Here is a 15,146-nt window from a genome sequence, read left to right as displayed (position 1 = left end):
GGCTGCTGGAACAGCCTCTTTTTTATTTTTTCAATTGTACTGTTATTTCATTGTTTTGGTTTTTGGTTAAACTAAGTTGGCTAATAAAATTGATGTTATCCATGACATCTTCGATACTCTCATCCTGGTCAATGGCAATGGTCATTTTTTGTTCCTTGGTCATCTCTTCCTTAAAGTATACCCTGAGTCCATAACGGGATTCAAGGATTCGGGCCACATCCAACATACGCACCCCATCCAATTTGATGGAGTTTTTGTACCACGAGGTATATAGGTTGTGATCAATTGAATCCTTTTGCATTTTATGGGTTTGGGTATAGTAGGATACTTTTTGATTTGGTCGCAATTGCACAGATTCTTCTAGGGACGTCACCTGCACCAATCCAGTGGCAACCGATATATCTATAATACTGTCTGTGCTCCTTATATTAAAGCTGGTTCCGAGCACCTTGGTCCGAACATCATTTGTTTGGATCACAAATGGGGCTTGTTCATCCCTGGCTACATCAAAAAAAGCTTCCCCTTCCAATACCACAGATCGCACCCCATCAGATTTTTGATGGTATTGCAACTTGGAATTACCGTTCAGCATCACTCGGCTGCCATCTGGCAAATCGATAGGCATAAAGTGAGCGGTTTCATTCCTATATATGTTGGGTTCACCATTATGGTAAACTGCCCAAATTGTAGCGGTCAAGACCACGGCGATCGAGGCTGCAATTTTTAACCATGGGCTCTTTGATTTGCTCGAACCAATCTTTTTAAGGACTATTTTTTTGATTTCACGGTTCAATGCTTCTTTATGCATATCACTTTCAAAAGCTTTATCCTTTGAATCTTTAACGGCAAATTCCTCGTATTCCACTAGAAGTTTCAGTTCCTCCTCGGTAGCAGTACCTTGCACATATTTGTCAAGTAGATTTCTGAATTCTTGCTCTGTCATAATCTTGGTTCTATTATAGAATACCAAAATCAGATAGGCACACGTAAGTGAAAAGTGATTTTTTTAAAAAAAAATGATGCCAACGACAAACAAAGAGATGGCCAGCTCCTCTTTAATCTTTGAAAGGGCATTGGAAACATGGGTTTCCACGGTTCGCTTGGAAATATTCAAAATTTCGGAAATCTCTGCATTTCCGAGTCCCTGGTACCTGCTCAAAACAAATACTTGCCTACATTTTGGGGGTAAGCCTTCAACAATGTCATCTATTCTGGACTTGGTCTCCTTGGCTTCGATATCTGAAATGATATCATTGCTGCTGGGCAATTGCAGTTTATCCAAAATACTTTGGGAAAATTTCACAGTTTTTGAATCACGAAGAAACTTGTATACCTTAAAGCGGGTGGCCTGAAGTAAAAAAGCTTCAATATTCCGGTTTTCGATGCCAAGTTTTCGCTCCCAGAAATCAATCCAAACTTCCTGTACCAAATCCTTTGCAATTGCGCGGTCTTGGAGAAGACTGAACGCCAACACGTACATACGTTCCCATAAACGGTCGAAAAGAACCTGATAGGCAAGTTCATTGCCGTACTTGAACATTTCGAATAGCACTTCGGAAGGAAGATTGTTTGGGTCACCACGCTGCATGTAGCAAATAAATCGAAAATTGCAGAATTCTAGTTTAAGTAAATGTAATGTTTAGTGTAAAAAACGGTCATGGTATACTACTAAAAACGGAAAAAAGCGGGCATAGTTAAATTACAAATAAACCACTGCCCCACATACATCCATAGTAAAATATAAGATGGTTCAAACATCAGTATTTTTGGGTAATCCGGCAGGAAAGCCCGAAACGTATTACCCCTATGATGTGGGGATATTGCCACATTGGGCCAAGAACAAAAACCTTTTTGAGGACCTTAAGAAAATCAAAGGGCAACGTTATTCGCTATAGGGTTTTGCAATTCTTGATATGATTTTGGTCATCCTCCCTGTAGTTTTCTAATCTTGGCATTTATTTCATCCAATACTTTCTCGGAAATACTTTTGCCGTAGAGTTTTTCTGTTACTTGGACACCGGAATACCCCCATCCAGATAAGATTTTTCGGATACCTAGGCCTATGTTTGTCATATATCCCTTATAGCCTATAAGTCGTGATTTTTTTCGATATCTGCCAAGTTCTTAATTTCTATTTCATATGGACTTGTTTTTCACGATATAGAGGATAAAAAGTCTCTCAACATATAACTGGCTATAGAAACCAAACAAAAAACCGTAATCCAAATCCACTCCCCTTTGCACAGCATTCCTACCAATTCTTAAAAATGTATTGTTCGCGAGCTATGTCATTTTACCTGCATACAACAAATAAAGTTTAATGTCAATTTTATGTTCCCAAATTGTAAACTAACTTTGTGCCAAAATGTGGATACTCTCAAATCAATGTTGAAAATCAACTGGCTTGGCCTGGAAAAACCAAATCCTTTCCATCTACTGGATATGGAATATCACCTACAGCTACAGGTAATCATGGTTCTTATCAAGGAGGCGGAACATTTGATGGATTACCTTTCATTGGTCATCATCGACATTGACCCAAAAGAGGGTTCTCTCCAAATTAATATGGACACCCCGGAACCATTGCGCACCATTTTAAGAAAAGGCTTGACCGATTCCCATTTGCCAATGATGAAGAACAAACCTTTAAATTCCCAAAGGCTCTCCTTAGGCGTGACATCCAAACTAAAACAAAAGGCATAATGAAATTCATTATGCCCATTGCCAACTAAACTAACTCAAACAAAATTTATCTTCAGATGTCCCATGCCATACTAGTTTCCATTTTTTAAGGTACTGTGGTAAAAATTGGGATCTTGGTTCAATTGGAGTTGTAATAGTGATGCGACAATCTTGCCCACATCTTCCAGGTACATGTTTTCTATGACCTCCCCTTTCTGCATTCCTTTTCCATCTCCTACAAAACCGGTGGCGATATCGTGAAAATTGGGATAATACCCATGCTTCCCTCCTTTTTTATAAGTCATCAAGCTGCCTTCGGTATCATTGCTGAAGCTGTATCCCCTTTGAGCTGTCAATGCCAATCTAACTCTTGGATCTCCCCCACGAATGGCTATTTGGTCACGATTCACAATATCAAAGGTGCTTCGGATCTCTATGGGCAATTCTTCAAATAGCTGTTGTATCCGTTCCAAGGTCTCTTCATCATTTTCATCCCTTAAATGTAAAAAAGCAGAACCCCCTGCCGAAAAGAAAAACGCTTTGGGCCTGCCCCCCTTCTTCTCATATAACCCATGTTGGGCCAAAAGGACATTGGGAGCTATTTGTGTATGCACATCCACAAAGCCGTGATCTCCCGTTACTATTATCGTGGTCTCTTTTTCAATTCCCGCCTTTTGCAATGCATCTCGAATAACACCTATGGCATTATCCGCCCCGGCAATGGCCTTTCTTACCATAAGTCCTTTCCTTCCCTGGCGATGCTGGGCACCATCGGTAATGGGTAGATGAATGGTAAGTAAGTTTGGTCGGTACTTCCTTAAGAGATACCCTGCAATTCGTGCTAAATTCTGGTCCATAGTCAAGGAACTGAGATTATAATCATTGATTTCCAAGGTCCCCGTAGCATTTTTGACCACTTCTTCGAAAAGGCCCTTTGGGTTTGCTTTTTCTGAAGTTGCTCCCCTACGGTCCATAGGGTTTTCAAAAGACCAGAACTCTGGAATATTATAATCAATGTACTGCGCATTGACGGACACTGGCCAAGAGACCGATGCCGTGACCAGACCTTTTTCCTTGGCGGCCTGCCAAAGGGTCTTGCTCTTGATTTCCCTGAAGTCATAGACCCAACCTCCTGCTGAACCATCCTCCTTGATAAGGGTATTGTAATAGATTCCATGCTCTTTCGGAGTGGTTCCTGTAATGAGAGTGGTATGTGATGGATAGGTGACCGTTGGGAAAATCCCGGTTACCTCCTTGGCCGCCACTCCTTCCCTGAACATTTCCTGTAGGTTGGGAGTGGGCATGGAACTGTCCATATAGAACTCTGGCCTAAAACCATCGATACTGATCACAACCACGTGTTTGGGCTTTTCCTGGGCCACAACAGATTGGAAAATGGCCAATCCCAGCAGCATACAGATTAATTTAATGAAACGGTGCAACATCTTCAGAAGTTTTATTGTCCACAATTACTTGGTTCATATCATACAACATGGTAACATTTCCCGTAGTTCCATCCACTATAAAATCATCCATACCCCCATCCAATGGAATAAAACTTGGAATAACGGCTTGGGTAAAGGAGTCACCGACATTGGGATTGTTCAGCTGTTCGGTCTGGGAAACCGGGTAACGGATACCAAGGTCATTCATTCTCCTCCCTTCGCTTATGAATATCTCTTGGCGCAACCTGTAAACCAGATAGAGGAGCTGATCATTGGTCGTTGCCGCCGTTATATCCTCTTCGGTCACCTTGGTCCCTGAAACTGTATGGACCGTGATATCCCCTGCCTGACGGTCCAGTACATAGCCATCCTTGAACATAGCTTCCCCATTTTCCCTGACCTGCACTGCCGTAACGGGATAATCGGACCTATTGGTGCCATTTCTAAGTTCCCTGCTATCGTCCAACAGCTCAATTGGCCTTGTATTGACCACATTCAATAAGTCGATTCCCATGGTCTTTGCCCCGTTCAAATCATTTTCGGCCAACAAGGCTTCCATGACTATTAAGTAGGCCTCCTCTGCTTTGGCCAGACTCACCGGTTTTTGATCCGAAGCGGCCGTACCTTCATCAAAGTATTTGGGATCTAAAAAATCCAACCGGGGAAGCGGTGCAAACCTATTCTGGGTGCTGGTAAAAGTGGCGTTTTGCATTTCATTCCCTACACCATTCTCCCCGTCAAACCCTACGGTATACAGCAAGGACGTATTGTTCAGAAGTGAACCGGCAATGGACTTGGCGTTGTCAAGGTCTCCCAAGCGGTAATAGGTCCTTGCCTTTAGAAGTTGATAAGCGGCTATGGCCTCGGTATCAGCAGTCTGGGCAATGGCTATATCAAATTCTTCCAAGGCAACTTCCAACAAAGTCCTCCAATCGGAAACTTCCGCCAAAGGCTCAATGGGCAACCCGGAAAAATTTTCCCCGGCCAACAACAACGCAAATCCCCTGCAAAAGTGCATGTAAGCTACACTTTCATCCTCAACGTCCTCATCTTCCGCAACAACGATTTCCAATCCATAGTCCGCCATTTCCCGTAGCCTACCGATTTCTTGTTGCAAGGCATTCACGTCCACATCAGTGTAACTGATCTGTGGTCCATCAAAAACTTTGCTGTACAGTGTATAGTTGTTAAAATAATTATCAGAGGTCATTTCCGTATTGATCAACACACTGTTCATCGTCAACGCCAATTGACGCTTGAGACCGTTCACCCAACTTTTTGAGGGAGCCGGCGTGTTCAGGTAAATGTCCTCGGTCACATTTGGGTTGTCAACACAAGACCCTAGGACCACTAGCAACAAAAGGAGCTGAAATATATTTCTTGGTTTCATTTTGCTATGTTGTTTTCAGATTATTTAAAGTTGATTCGCAATGAGGTCAAAAATTGTCTCGGAGCAGAATAGGTCGCATAGGAAATACCTCCTGTTGATGCACCTCCCTGTCCCGTAGCGGCACCACTGATGGTTGCCTCTGGGTCAAAATCCGAAGATGTGAAGTTTAATGGGTTCACAATGTTCGCGCCTATGATAAGGTTGTCGAACACCTTGCTCGACCTAGGGGTAATGGTATAGTTCATGCCTATATCACGGACCTTTATAAAATCCGTTTTCTCAACGAACCTATTGGTGAAATTCAACCAATTTGATGTTCCGTTGGCCTCAATCTCAGCAGTAGGTATCTTATCCTCGGAAGCCCCGTACAGAAATCTGAACTGTTGGTCAAAGCTATTGGCATAAGCGCCCTTTTGGTAACTGGCATTGGCATAAAGGGAGAAATCACCATACGTAAAGGTCAGTCCCATATTCCCATAGAGGTCTGGTAAGGTGGTACCGAGATAGGACTGCGGGGTCGTGCTTTCCAAAACACCGTTCTCGTCAAATACACCAAGGTTCCCCCGAATGTAGCCAACAGGATATCCTTCCTCCACCACGGTCTGGATGGTACGGGCACTGAAACCGTTGATGTTGAAAGGGGCTATCCCCCCAGAATTCAACACCTTGTTCTTTAAGGTGTTTATGGAAAGGTTCAATTGCAACGAACTTTTATCCGTTCTGATAGGCTCAACATTTGCGCTTATTTCCCAACCTTTGTTCTCTATCTCGCCCACATTGTACAATTGACTTTGGTCGAATCCAGTGGATGGTGTGGGTGGCACATAAAAAAGGGCATCCTTTGTTTTGGCACTATATCTTGAGACGGAAAGGTTGACCCGGTTGTTGAACATGGCCACATCCACACCCCCTTCATAGGTGGTGGTCTTTTCCGGTGTCAGGTCATCATTCCCTGGATTGGAAAAAAATGCGGCCTGTTCCCCTTGAAAACCGTTGAAAGCAATGGTTCTCTCACTTACAAATGCCGGTGGCAGGTTCCCTGCAACCCCGTAGTTTCCACGAAACCTCAACGAGTTGAGCCAATCTACATTCTCCAAAAAGGATTCAGCACTCGGCAAATATGATAGCCCAATCTTCGGGTAGTACTGTGTCCCGATATTGTCCCCAAAAGAAGGGTTTCTATCACCCCGAATCCCAAGATCCAGGAACAACTTGTCCCTATATCCAATATTTTCCTGTGCATAGACGCCATAGTTCAATACTTCAGTTAAAAATTCATCACTGGTCTTTATGGCCGCGTCACTGATGGTTCGGGCCCCATCCCTGATGTTGGTCCCCACATACCTGATCTGATGGTCTTTATTTCTGAACAACTGCCCACCTATGGTGGAAACAAAAGAGAAATCACCGGTATCCCATTTGTGCTGCCCGGTAAATTCCAATGTGATTCCAAAATACTTCCGATCTACGTTGGAAATACTCCCTTCATCATTTACTTCTGATTGTGTCGTATGCGATAGGTACTCGTTGGTCTGCACGTTTTGGTCCGATTGTACCCTATAGTCGATACCTCCGGTAAACTTGAACTCCAGATTATCTATGGGCCTAAATGTAAAGGCCTGGGATGTGGTAAAACGGTTTACATTGATTTCATTGTCCTGCAATTCTTCAGCACGGTGCACATAAGCCTTTATTTCCTCAAACTCTGCCGCGGTCATTTCATCCAACCTATTGTTGAACCCATTCAAGGTGGAGGCGCCACTTTCAGCAAACCAAAGCCCTGTATACCCGCCTTGGTTTCCATTGCGGTTCCTTTTGTATTTGTTGTTCACGAAAATGAAAGAACTGTTATAGATTACTTTATCACCCAACCTGGCCCTAAAGCCGGTACTGAAGTCCAATTTTCCATTGGAATTGTTATCGGCATATTGTGATCCTTCATTGTCCAGGTAATTTCCAGAAAAACTGAAGCCAAAACCTTCGTTGCCCCCATTGATGCCCAAATGGTATTTTTGGTACAATCCTGTCTGGAACAACAGATCCTTGCTCTTGTCAAAATAAAGATAATCCGTGGTCGGGGTCTCAACACCTGATTGGACTTCAAGGGTGACTTTTGTCCCAGCGGCACTTCCCTTTTTGGTAAAGATCTGGATAACCCCATTGGCGGCATCGGATCCATACAATGTTGTGGCGGCCCCACCATTGATGTATTCGATACGTTCGATATTGTCCATGGGAATATCGGCAATGGAACTGATGGCCGCTCCTTGGGAACTGCCCCCACCCAGTGCGCTCCTGGTATTGAGGTTGTCCATACGCACCCCATCGATATAGAATATGGGAGTGGAGCTCAAAAATGCCGAATTGACACCACGGACACGGATAAGTGAGGAGGCACCGGCCTGTCCCCCCGTCAAATTTATTTGGGCATTGGGAAGTTTGGCGGACAGCAATTGATCGATACGTTGCGAAGGTATGTTTTCCAATTCCTCCGCCCTTATCACCTCGACCTTGCTTGAAATACGTTTTTTGTTGATGCCCGCTCCCTGACCGGTCACGACCACCTCATCCAGCTCAGATAAAGAAGCCTTCATGGTGACCTGTATCCTTAGGTCATTTCCGACTGTTATGGCTTGGCTTTCATATCCGATATGGGAAATCTGGAGTTCCAACGGCAAATCGGTGACTTCTAAGGTGAAGTTTCCTTCCCAATCCGTCATGGTACCATTACTGGTTCCCTTTATCACGATAGAGACGCCAGCCAATGGCTCCCCTTCTTCGTCCCTGACATTTCCTTGAAGGGTTTGTTGTAGTGGGGAAAACTTTTGGGGACTTAAGGTCGAACGCACCAAAATCCCACTTGGAGTCTTTTTGAACCTTAACCCTGTCTTCTTGCTCAAAGTCTGTAATACATTGTCCAAAGTAGCATTATTGATGTTCAAGGTAATGGGGTGTTCCACCAAAGGGTCGCTGGTCACATAAATGAATTTTACCGCAACCTGTTTTTCAATAAGCCGAAGTACCTCTTCTATCCTCCCGGAATCAACATGTATGTTTATGGTGTTCCCATACGCCGGCTTTTCCAAAAGATTATCGGAATTCCTTGCAAAGCCCAGCTGGGCCAATAAAGCAAAGAGCAGTATAATTGTTTTTTTCATTTTTCAAAATTTTAAGTTGGTTCTTACTTGTCCGTTAAGCTGTTTTTAATGGTTTTCATGGTAATGGCCACGTGCTGCTCCACTGTTCTGTATGAGATGCCTAGGATTTCTGCAATTTCCTTGTACTTAAAACCTTCTATCCTGCTCATCTCAAAAACTCTTCTGGAGCGCTCCGGCACATTCTTCAATACATTTGATATGCGTTCCTGATCGATTCGCTTCTCTTCTTGTTGAATGAGTTCTTCTTCATGACTGTGTTGTTCCGCATTGGAATAGTTCAGATTGTCCTGGATCCTTGTCAAAAGGGTTTCACTCTTTGCTGTTCGCAGCAATTTGTTCCTTACCATGACATACAGATAGGCCTTGGGATGCTCGACCTCCGATAGCATATCCCGCCGTGACCATAGTTCAATGAACACATCGGCCACTTTTTCCTCAACGATAAGGCTATTGTGTTCGAATAGGGCCCCAAACCTGCACAGAGGGCTGTAAAATCTTTGGTGCAAGCGTATCAATGCCTCATACTTTCCCTGTTCAAGCTGGTTGAACAAGTGAAGGTTGGTTTCCGTTTTTGACGATGGTCTTGGGGGATCGGTCTTCATTTGTTCTGGATCAGATAGGTTTGCTCTTCTACATTTTCTATGGTGAACCCGGTAATGAACTCCATGGCATCTTTGAACTCATCGACATCTTTGCCCTTGAACACTCCCTTGATAGATTTAGTGCCCGCGATACTGTCATTAAGGATAAATTCAACGCCATAATAATTGTTGATCTTTGGCAAGGCCTTTTGCAGGGCAATATCCTCCAATACCAATACATCATCTTTCCATACCAAGGTCACTTTTGGATCGAACCACCTTTTGTCCAAATGTTTGTTCTCAGGATCGTATACGACCAATTCATTGGGCAAAAGGGTCACGTTCATCCCACTCTCTGGAATCCGCATGCTCACCTTACCCTCTTCCAAGGCAACGGTCCGCAGGGAATCTGAAGTGTTCACATTGAATTTGGTGCCCAATACCAATACTTCGATATCTTCTGAGAAAACCTTAAAGGGCTGGCCTTTGCGATGGACAACTTCAAAAAAGGCTTCTCCCTGAAGATTGACATTCCTGTTTTTCAAAAAGTCCTTGCAATAGGAGAGACTGCTCTGCGAATTCAAGATGACCTTGGTACTGTCCGGCAAATAAAAAGTGACCCGTTCCCGGGCCTGTGTGGCTACCCGGTTTGGGTAGGCATCATAAAAGTTTTCAAAAAGGAACCACCCCATTAATAGGGAAGCCGCTATGGTTAAAAAAACTTTTACCCTCCTGAATTTTGATTTGAACGGATTTGGTTCCGATACGGTCTTTTGGCCATTCCTCTTTTCTTCAAAATCCAAAGGATATGCCTCCCATATCTTTCGATAGATGACGTAGTTTTTCTTCAGGTCGTCATTGATGCTCAATTCCAATTCAAAAAGAAATCGCTCTTCCTCACTCCCTTCTTTGGAAAGGTAACGGATACATTCCTCTTCCACTTTTTCGTTTCTCATCATAATTATCACCCTGTTGGTTGGGCCACATAAATAAGAGACATGAAGTTGAAAAATCCCGTAGTGTTGGATCTCAAGAAAACGCTAGAAAACCATGAAGTAAATGTTAACTTGGGTAACATGGTGCAACCAGATCAATTCCTGGACCAATTTAGGGGAAAGGTAGGGAGAGGATCTTTTTACTGAATGTTGGGCATTGGCCATCTCTTGAAGCAGTTTGGAGCCTGCCCCGGTTCCCATATAAATATCACATTTGGCCTGGTTGAACCACATGGTATCTCAAGTTTGAAGCAAACTTAAAATTACGGATTCCCATTACAAAAATGAAGCTGGTTTTATTCTTAAATCATTAGTTATCAACAAAATTAGGCCAGTGAAACAAGAATAAAATCCCTCAGTTGGATTCCATAACGATGACCAAATCTTCATCCTTTGAATACAGAAATAGGTTGGAACCTTTGATCTTATAGGTTTTGGGTCCCGTGATATGGTATAGATCAGCCCAGTCGGGTTGGTTCACCAAGGTCGTCGCAATGGGATCAATGGTCAGGGTTCCATTCCTCTCCAAGGTGTAGTCCCCATGATAGGCATTCGTCACGGATATGCCTGATACCACGCCCTTTCCATTTCCATCCGGTGCAGTAAAGGTGGCCGTGATGTCGCCATTGTTGTAATCCGGCCAGGTGGGGCTATCCTCCTTGGTCACCTTTTGGCTGCCTTCCATATAATAGGAAACCTTCCAGCTTCCAACGAAGTCATATGAAATTGTTCCGTCATCGTTTGAGCAGCCCAATAAGAGGGTGAACAGGAAAAAAAGAAGTACGGATTTCTGATGGGTCAAGGTGGGCTTCATAAAGAATCAAGGTTTTAGCGTGTAGATGCAAAATCCCTTTTCCCGTTGCGTACTTTTTTCAGGTCAGTAATAAAAATTGGCCATGTCATTTGTCTGGAATACCGCCCTTATACTTCGATGGATATTTTAACCTTTCCCCCAAGCCCCTTTTCAACAATATCATATAAGGTTTTCAATGTCAAATTGCTGCCATTGTTCTCCACCCTTGAAATATAGGTCCGTTTTTTATCCACCAACTCCCCTAGTTGCTCCTGTGTCAGTTTTTTTTCTTCCCTGGCCTTACGCAATAAAAGCCCGATCTTGAAAGATTCAAAGTCCCTTTCCAGTTCGTCCCTACGCTCAGTGCCCTTTTCACCGTAGACACTGTCCTTTATCTCGGTCCAGGTCTTTGTGTCCCTATTACCCATTTTTGTTTTGTCCATACAACGTTCATTTAATACAAATTCACGATCCGCCATGGGCGGTTTCATAATATTCTTTCATTAACCTGACAGCTTTGTCAATCTCTTTCTTTGGTGTCTTTTGCGTTTTCTTGGTAAACCCGTTCAACAGAATCACCAATTTGCCTTTGTCGAAAAAGCAAAATACCCTCCAAATGTTCGACCCCAATTTGATCCGGGCCTCAAACAGTCCATCGGTTCCAGTAATTGCCTTTAAATATGTCGTCGGAATCCGTTCAAAGGTTTCTATGATTTCGATTACTTTAAAAATCTTGTCCTGCACCTTTTTAGGCTGTGCCACCAAAAATTCCTCAAAATAGTGCTTGTAGGCAATTACGGTCCTGACCTTTTGTTCCATTGTTACAAAGGTAACTTAAAAGTTACAATATTCAAAATGGGACCATATTATCCGCTAAAGTTCCATAAGGCATTTAAAAAGTGAAAGCAAGTGGGATAGGGTCCGTCATAAATTTAAGTCCAGTCCATTCACCCAGGTTATGTCTTTCTGGTGGAAAATTGTATGGTTTCCGTTTTAAGTTTGGATTCCACTATGGGCAAAACCATCTTACCCTCCTTTAGTTTGTTATTTTCGATCAAGGAATACAAAGTGATAAAACTTTCAAAGGCCTTGAAATAATTGTTGCACTCATTTTTGGAAAGCAGCAGGATGGCTTTCTCTTTCAAATCTGTGACATCAATGGTAAAACCACCGTCATTGTCATCCTTGGTACTTAAACCTTGGTAAAAATCCTTTCCGTGGGCTATTTGATTTCTTTTGTTGATCATCCCACATAATGTCTTATACTCAAAGGAATCCAGATCCCACTTGTATGCATTGCCACTTACAATGGGCAAAAAGGTCAATAGCTTGGCTCTCAAGCCCAAAGTCATAAAGGATTCCGCATATATTTTTTGATCGGTGCCAGAAAAATATCTATTTGAGTATTCTATAAAAATATCATTCAATAGGTATTCCACACTGGTTGCACAAAAAAGGACAAACGGAGCGTAATATATTTCGGCCTGTTCGGGGTGTTTGGCCTTATCATAGAGTTCTTTGGCCACCTTCAAATACCTCTCGGAATTATCGATTTTAACGTAGACTTTCTTGGGAGCTATATCTTTTTTGTTCATCATCTTCAATTGCCATTAGGACTTGTCTAATAATTTTATTCCAAGTATCTATTGTCCAACCTTTTAAATTTTGCCTCACGGAACGGGAAGTTTTCGGAAAGCAATTTTTCCATTGCAGCATCATATACCCACTTTTCTTCTAAAAAAGCCCAGTACATATCCAAAACCAATTTTCCTTTGATTTCAGTTTCGAACATCACCAATCCAACACAGCGATGGGCTTTTTGATCATACTTTTGGGCATAGGTGAAATTACGCAAAGCGGTCTTCCAATGGCAGGAAGCTCTTTTGATCAGAGGTACGAAGACAAATCCACAATCTGTCCTTGGAATATAGATTCGGTAGGGAATCGTGACACCTTCCTCCCTACATTTTTCAATTGTAAGGACAAACCTTTTTTTAAATTCCGTCAGTTCGGCCCGATTTAGCTTTGCAATTTCAGCAATGATTGGGTAATAATCGGTCTCTCCTTGTAATAGTTTAATGTTTTTGTTAAAATTATCAATTAGATATGAGAGATTAAACTTGCTTGAATCCATGGTTACTTTTTTGAAATTGTCCATGTGTTCCAATTTGATTTCAGAGGTATCCAGTGTTTCAAAAAAATGGGCGAGGATATATTGTTCCGGCAGTTCATTCAATAGTTTGGGATGTGCATCATAAAATTCCTCCCTAAATATCAAATACTCATCTATTTCTGCAGGAGTAATAAGGTATTTACATATCCAATAATAGTCCTCTGAATGAAATAGGTGAATTAACCCAATTTCCTTACTTCTGTAAAACTTCATGAACCTTTGGGATTCACTGAAGTTATCGCTTGGGGAGTAAACGATGATTGATTGGATCCTGCTAAAATCGGCCTCAGAAATATTCCTTTTATGCCCTTTTTCATTGAAAATGGGTATGTTAGGGTATTTTTTTAAATACGTATGGGTCCTTTTGACCTGTTTAACAGCCTTGTTTAAAATTTTATTCTCAAACCAACTGGAATCATCAGAATCATCCTTCGCATTCCTTTCCTTTATTTCAAAAATTAAAAATATATTGCCCAGCCAGATTACATTATCGGAGAATTCAAGTTTTTGTTTTGAATCCAAATCAGTAAAATCATTTCTGGCAAACGTAAATTCCTTAAAAAATACATTGGAATTAATCCGTGAAATAACGTTTTCCGATGTGTTGATGGCTTTCATTTTATTTTTTAGTTATCCAAGATTTCCAATCCAACTTAAATATCTTAAAATTACATGAGCTTTTCGCTCCCGGTTTCCTATAATTTGAATACTTGTCATTTCAAAAAGGGTAACACAAGAGAATGGAAATTAATTTCTTTCCGCAAAATCCTTTAATGTTTTATAGCTTTCAATTTCAAAGTCATTGAAGATAGTGTCATATCTTTTTGTCACAGCTGACCCTCTTTTTCCGTACTGCGGATTGACAACAGTGATTTTTATATCATTCCGATTTTCGATAAAATAAATCTGTCTAAACAGCCATTCACTGTAATAATCTGTTGGAGGAAAAGAATATCCTATGAAGATAAGTTCATTGGTATCCAATAATTTTTCCCTGGCGATGAGCCATTGATTTTTCAAAAATTCGTCTTTGTGTATCATTTTGTTGCTCACTGGGGGAACAATGAGGGGTCTAAGATTATTGCTGCCACAATCCTTACAGGTATACGATTCATTCAAGCCGATAAGCTTATACCTGTTCTTTTGAAAAGGGGGCTTAATGGTATCAAACGATGGACACTCTGGATTCTTACAAACCATCCAATTAAACGATCCATGCAACTTCAATAGTAATCCCGTGTTTCTATACATCCTTGGTTCAATTTTATCCGACCGCATCAGCTTAGCATAATTCCTTATTTGATTGGCTTTGGCTTTTGCCAAGGTGTACTCAGCGATCGTATCCCAGTTGTATGAGATGACGGTATCTTTGGGTTCCAACCCAAAAAATACCCTGAGCAAGTATTCGCAATGCTGTCCTTCGCAGATCATTGGAATTAGTGGAAACATAAAGTCCAACAATGATTTTTGCGCCTGGCGATAAAGTTTCCCTTCCTGGGAGTCCTGGTCGAACATATTCGAGCCTACATCAAAAAAAGTCATGACTTCTTCTATATTTACTCCCCTCCATCCATTGGGATCAAAATCGTTATTGCCCTTATTTATGTTCCATGCCCTTACGATTACATCATAAAGGGCCTCGTAGGTCAATCCTAAAAAATTCAGGAAACGCTCATTGTGATTTTCGGTCTTATTAAGTTTGAACAGATCATAAAAAAAGTTTTCTGCCGAAGGCATCCTGTCCCTTAGTTGATCGAGAGATGAGTTAATGGGATACCTTTTGGATCCTATTGAAGCCCCAGCTCCCAATACCACCATTTTCCTTGATTCATTTGCCATGTGTTCGATGTACCTTTTAGAACGTAGAATATATACAACTTGTGAGACAGGCCGAAATTCAGTGCCTCAATCCCGAATATAACCAAGTTT

17 protein-coding genes are annotated in these 15,146 nt (G+C 41.9%); 2 read left to right on the top strand and 15 right to left on the bottom strand.

What is annotated here, in order from left to right; translation table 11 throughout:
* Positions 1-22: 22 nt before the first annotated feature.
* Positions 23-943, bottom strand: coding sequence for a FecR family protein (locus GVT53_RS05280; RefSeq protein ID WP_166247768.1), 921 nt, complete (start codon positions 941-943; stop codon positions 23-25).
* A gap of 63 nt (positions 944-1,006) precedes the next feature.
* Complete coding sequence (locus GVT53_RS05275; protein WP_166247767.1) at positions 1,007-1,588, bottom strand: RNA polymerase sigma factor; 582 nt, start codon at positions 1,586-1,588, stop codon at positions 1,007-1,009.
* Between the two features lie 157 nt (positions 1,589-1,745).
* On the opposite strand from GVT53_RS05275, the gene GVT53_RS05270 reads away from it, so the two are divergent.
* Complete coding sequence (locus GVT53_RS05270; protein WP_166247766.1) at positions 1,746-1,895, top strand: hypothetical protein; 150 nt, start codon at positions 1,746-1,748, stop codon at positions 1,893-1,895.
* A gap of 28 nt (positions 1,896-1,923) precedes the next feature.
* Here the strand turns inward: GVT53_RS05270 and GVT53_RS05265 are convergent, their stop codons facing one another.
* The gene (locus GVT53_RS05265) at positions 1,924-2,073 is read right to left on the bottom strand and encodes a hypothetical protein (RefSeq protein WP_166247765.1); all 150 of its coding nucleotides are present in this window, start codon (positions 2,071-2,073) and stop codon (positions 1,924-1,926) included.
* A 312-nt stretch (positions 2,074-2,385) separates the two neighbouring features.
* Here GVT53_RS05265 and GVT53_RS05260 point away from each other — a divergent pair, with 312 nt between their 5' ends.
* Positions 2,386-2,703 carry a hypothetical protein gene (locus GVT53_RS05260; protein WP_166247764.1) on the top strand — a complete coding sequence of 106 codons (318 nt, stop codon included), beginning with the start codon at positions 2,386-2,388 and terminating at the stop codon, positions 2,701-2,703.
* A gap of 71 nt (positions 2,704-2,774) precedes the next feature.
* Here the strand turns inward: GVT53_RS05260 and GVT53_RS05255 are convergent, their stop codons facing one another.
* The 12 genes from GVT53_RS05255 to GVT53_RS05200 all read right to left on the bottom strand — a co-directional run bounded on the left by GVT53_RS05255 (position 2,775) and on the right by GVT53_RS05200 (position 15,056).
* Positions 2,775-4,097: an alkaline phosphatase family protein gene (locus GVT53_RS05255; protein WP_240905149.1), complete on the bottom strand. Its 1,323-nt coding sequence runs from the start codon at positions 4,095-4,097 to the stop codon at positions 2,775-2,777.
* Between the two features lie 10 nt (positions 4,098-4,107).
* Positions 4,108-5,517: a tetratricopeptide repeat protein gene (locus GVT53_RS05250; RefSeq protein WP_166247762.1), complete on the bottom strand. Its 1,410-nt coding sequence runs from the start codon at positions 5,515-5,517 to the stop codon at positions 4,108-4,110.
* 20 nt (positions 5,518-5,537) lie between these two features.
* Positions 5,538-8,675, bottom strand: coding sequence for a TonB-dependent receptor domain-containing protein (locus GVT53_RS05245; protein WP_166247761.1), 3,138 nt, complete (start codon positions 8,673-8,675; stop codon positions 5,538-5,540).
* 23 nt (positions 8,676-8,698) lie between these two features.
* The gene (locus GVT53_RS05240; protein ID WP_166247760.1) at positions 8,699-9,277 is read right to left on the bottom strand and encodes a sigma-70 family RNA polymerase sigma factor; all 579 of its coding nucleotides are present in this window, start codon (positions 9,275-9,277) and stop codon (positions 8,699-8,701) included.
* The gene (locus GVT53_RS05235; protein ID WP_166247759.1) at positions 9,274-10,215 is read right to left on the bottom strand and encodes a FecR family protein; all 942 of its coding nucleotides are present in this window, start codon (positions 10,213-10,215) and stop codon (positions 9,274-9,276) included. Before GVT53_RS05235 ends, GVT53_RS05240 begins: the two co-directional genes overlap by 4 nt.
* An 81-nt stretch (positions 10,216-10,296) precedes the next feature.
* Positions 10,297-10,485 carry a phospholipase D-like domain-containing protein gene (locus GVT53_RS05230; RefSeq protein WP_166247758.1) on the bottom strand — a complete coding sequence of 63 codons (189 nt, stop codon included), beginning with the start codon at positions 10,483-10,485 and terminating at the stop codon, positions 10,297-10,299.
* 121 nt (positions 10,486-10,606) lie between these two features.
* A complete protein-coding gene (locus GVT53_RS05225; protein WP_166247757.1) occupies positions 10,607-11,065 on the bottom strand; it encodes an META domain-containing protein in 459 nt (152 codons plus the stop codon).
* A 107-nt stretch (positions 11,066-11,172) separates the two neighbouring features.
* Positions 11,173-11,487, bottom strand: a complete 315-nt coding sequence (locus GVT53_RS05220) for a helix-turn-helix domain-containing protein (RefSeq protein ID WP_240905148.1) — start codon at positions 11,485-11,487, stop codon at positions 11,173-11,175.
* A gap of 22 nt (positions 11,488-11,509) precedes the next feature.
* Positions 11,510-11,863, bottom strand: a complete 354-nt coding sequence (locus GVT53_RS05215) for a type II toxin-antitoxin system RelE/ParE family toxin (RefSeq protein WP_166247756.1) — start codon at positions 11,861-11,863, stop codon at positions 11,510-11,512.
* A 137-nt stretch (positions 11,864-12,000) separates the two neighbouring features.
* Positions 12,001-12,642 carry a hypothetical protein gene (locus GVT53_RS05210; RefSeq protein ID WP_166247755.1) on the bottom strand — a complete coding sequence of 214 codons (642 nt, stop codon included), beginning with the start codon at positions 12,640-12,642 and terminating at the stop codon, positions 12,001-12,003.
* 32 nt (positions 12,643-12,674) lie between these two features.
* Positions 12,675-13,835, bottom strand: a complete 1,161-nt coding sequence (locus tag GVT53_RS05205) for a hypothetical protein (protein ID WP_166247754.1) — start codon at positions 13,833-13,835, stop codon at positions 12,675-12,677.
* 129 nt (positions 13,836-13,964) lie between these two features.
* Positions 13,965-15,056, bottom strand: a complete 1,092-nt coding sequence (locus GVT53_RS05200; protein WP_166247753.1) for an SIR2 family protein — start codon at positions 15,054-15,056, stop codon at positions 13,965-13,967.
* Positions 15,057-15,146 lie beyond the last annotated feature (90 nt).

Source organism: Flagellimonas oceani (assembly GCF_011068285.1).
GTDB classification, from domain to species: domain Bacteria; phylum Bacteroidota; class Bacteroidia; order Flavobacteriales; family Flavobacteriaceae; genus Flagellimonas; species Flagellimonas oceani.
This window is presented reverse-complemented; position numbering and strand designations above follow the sequence as displayed.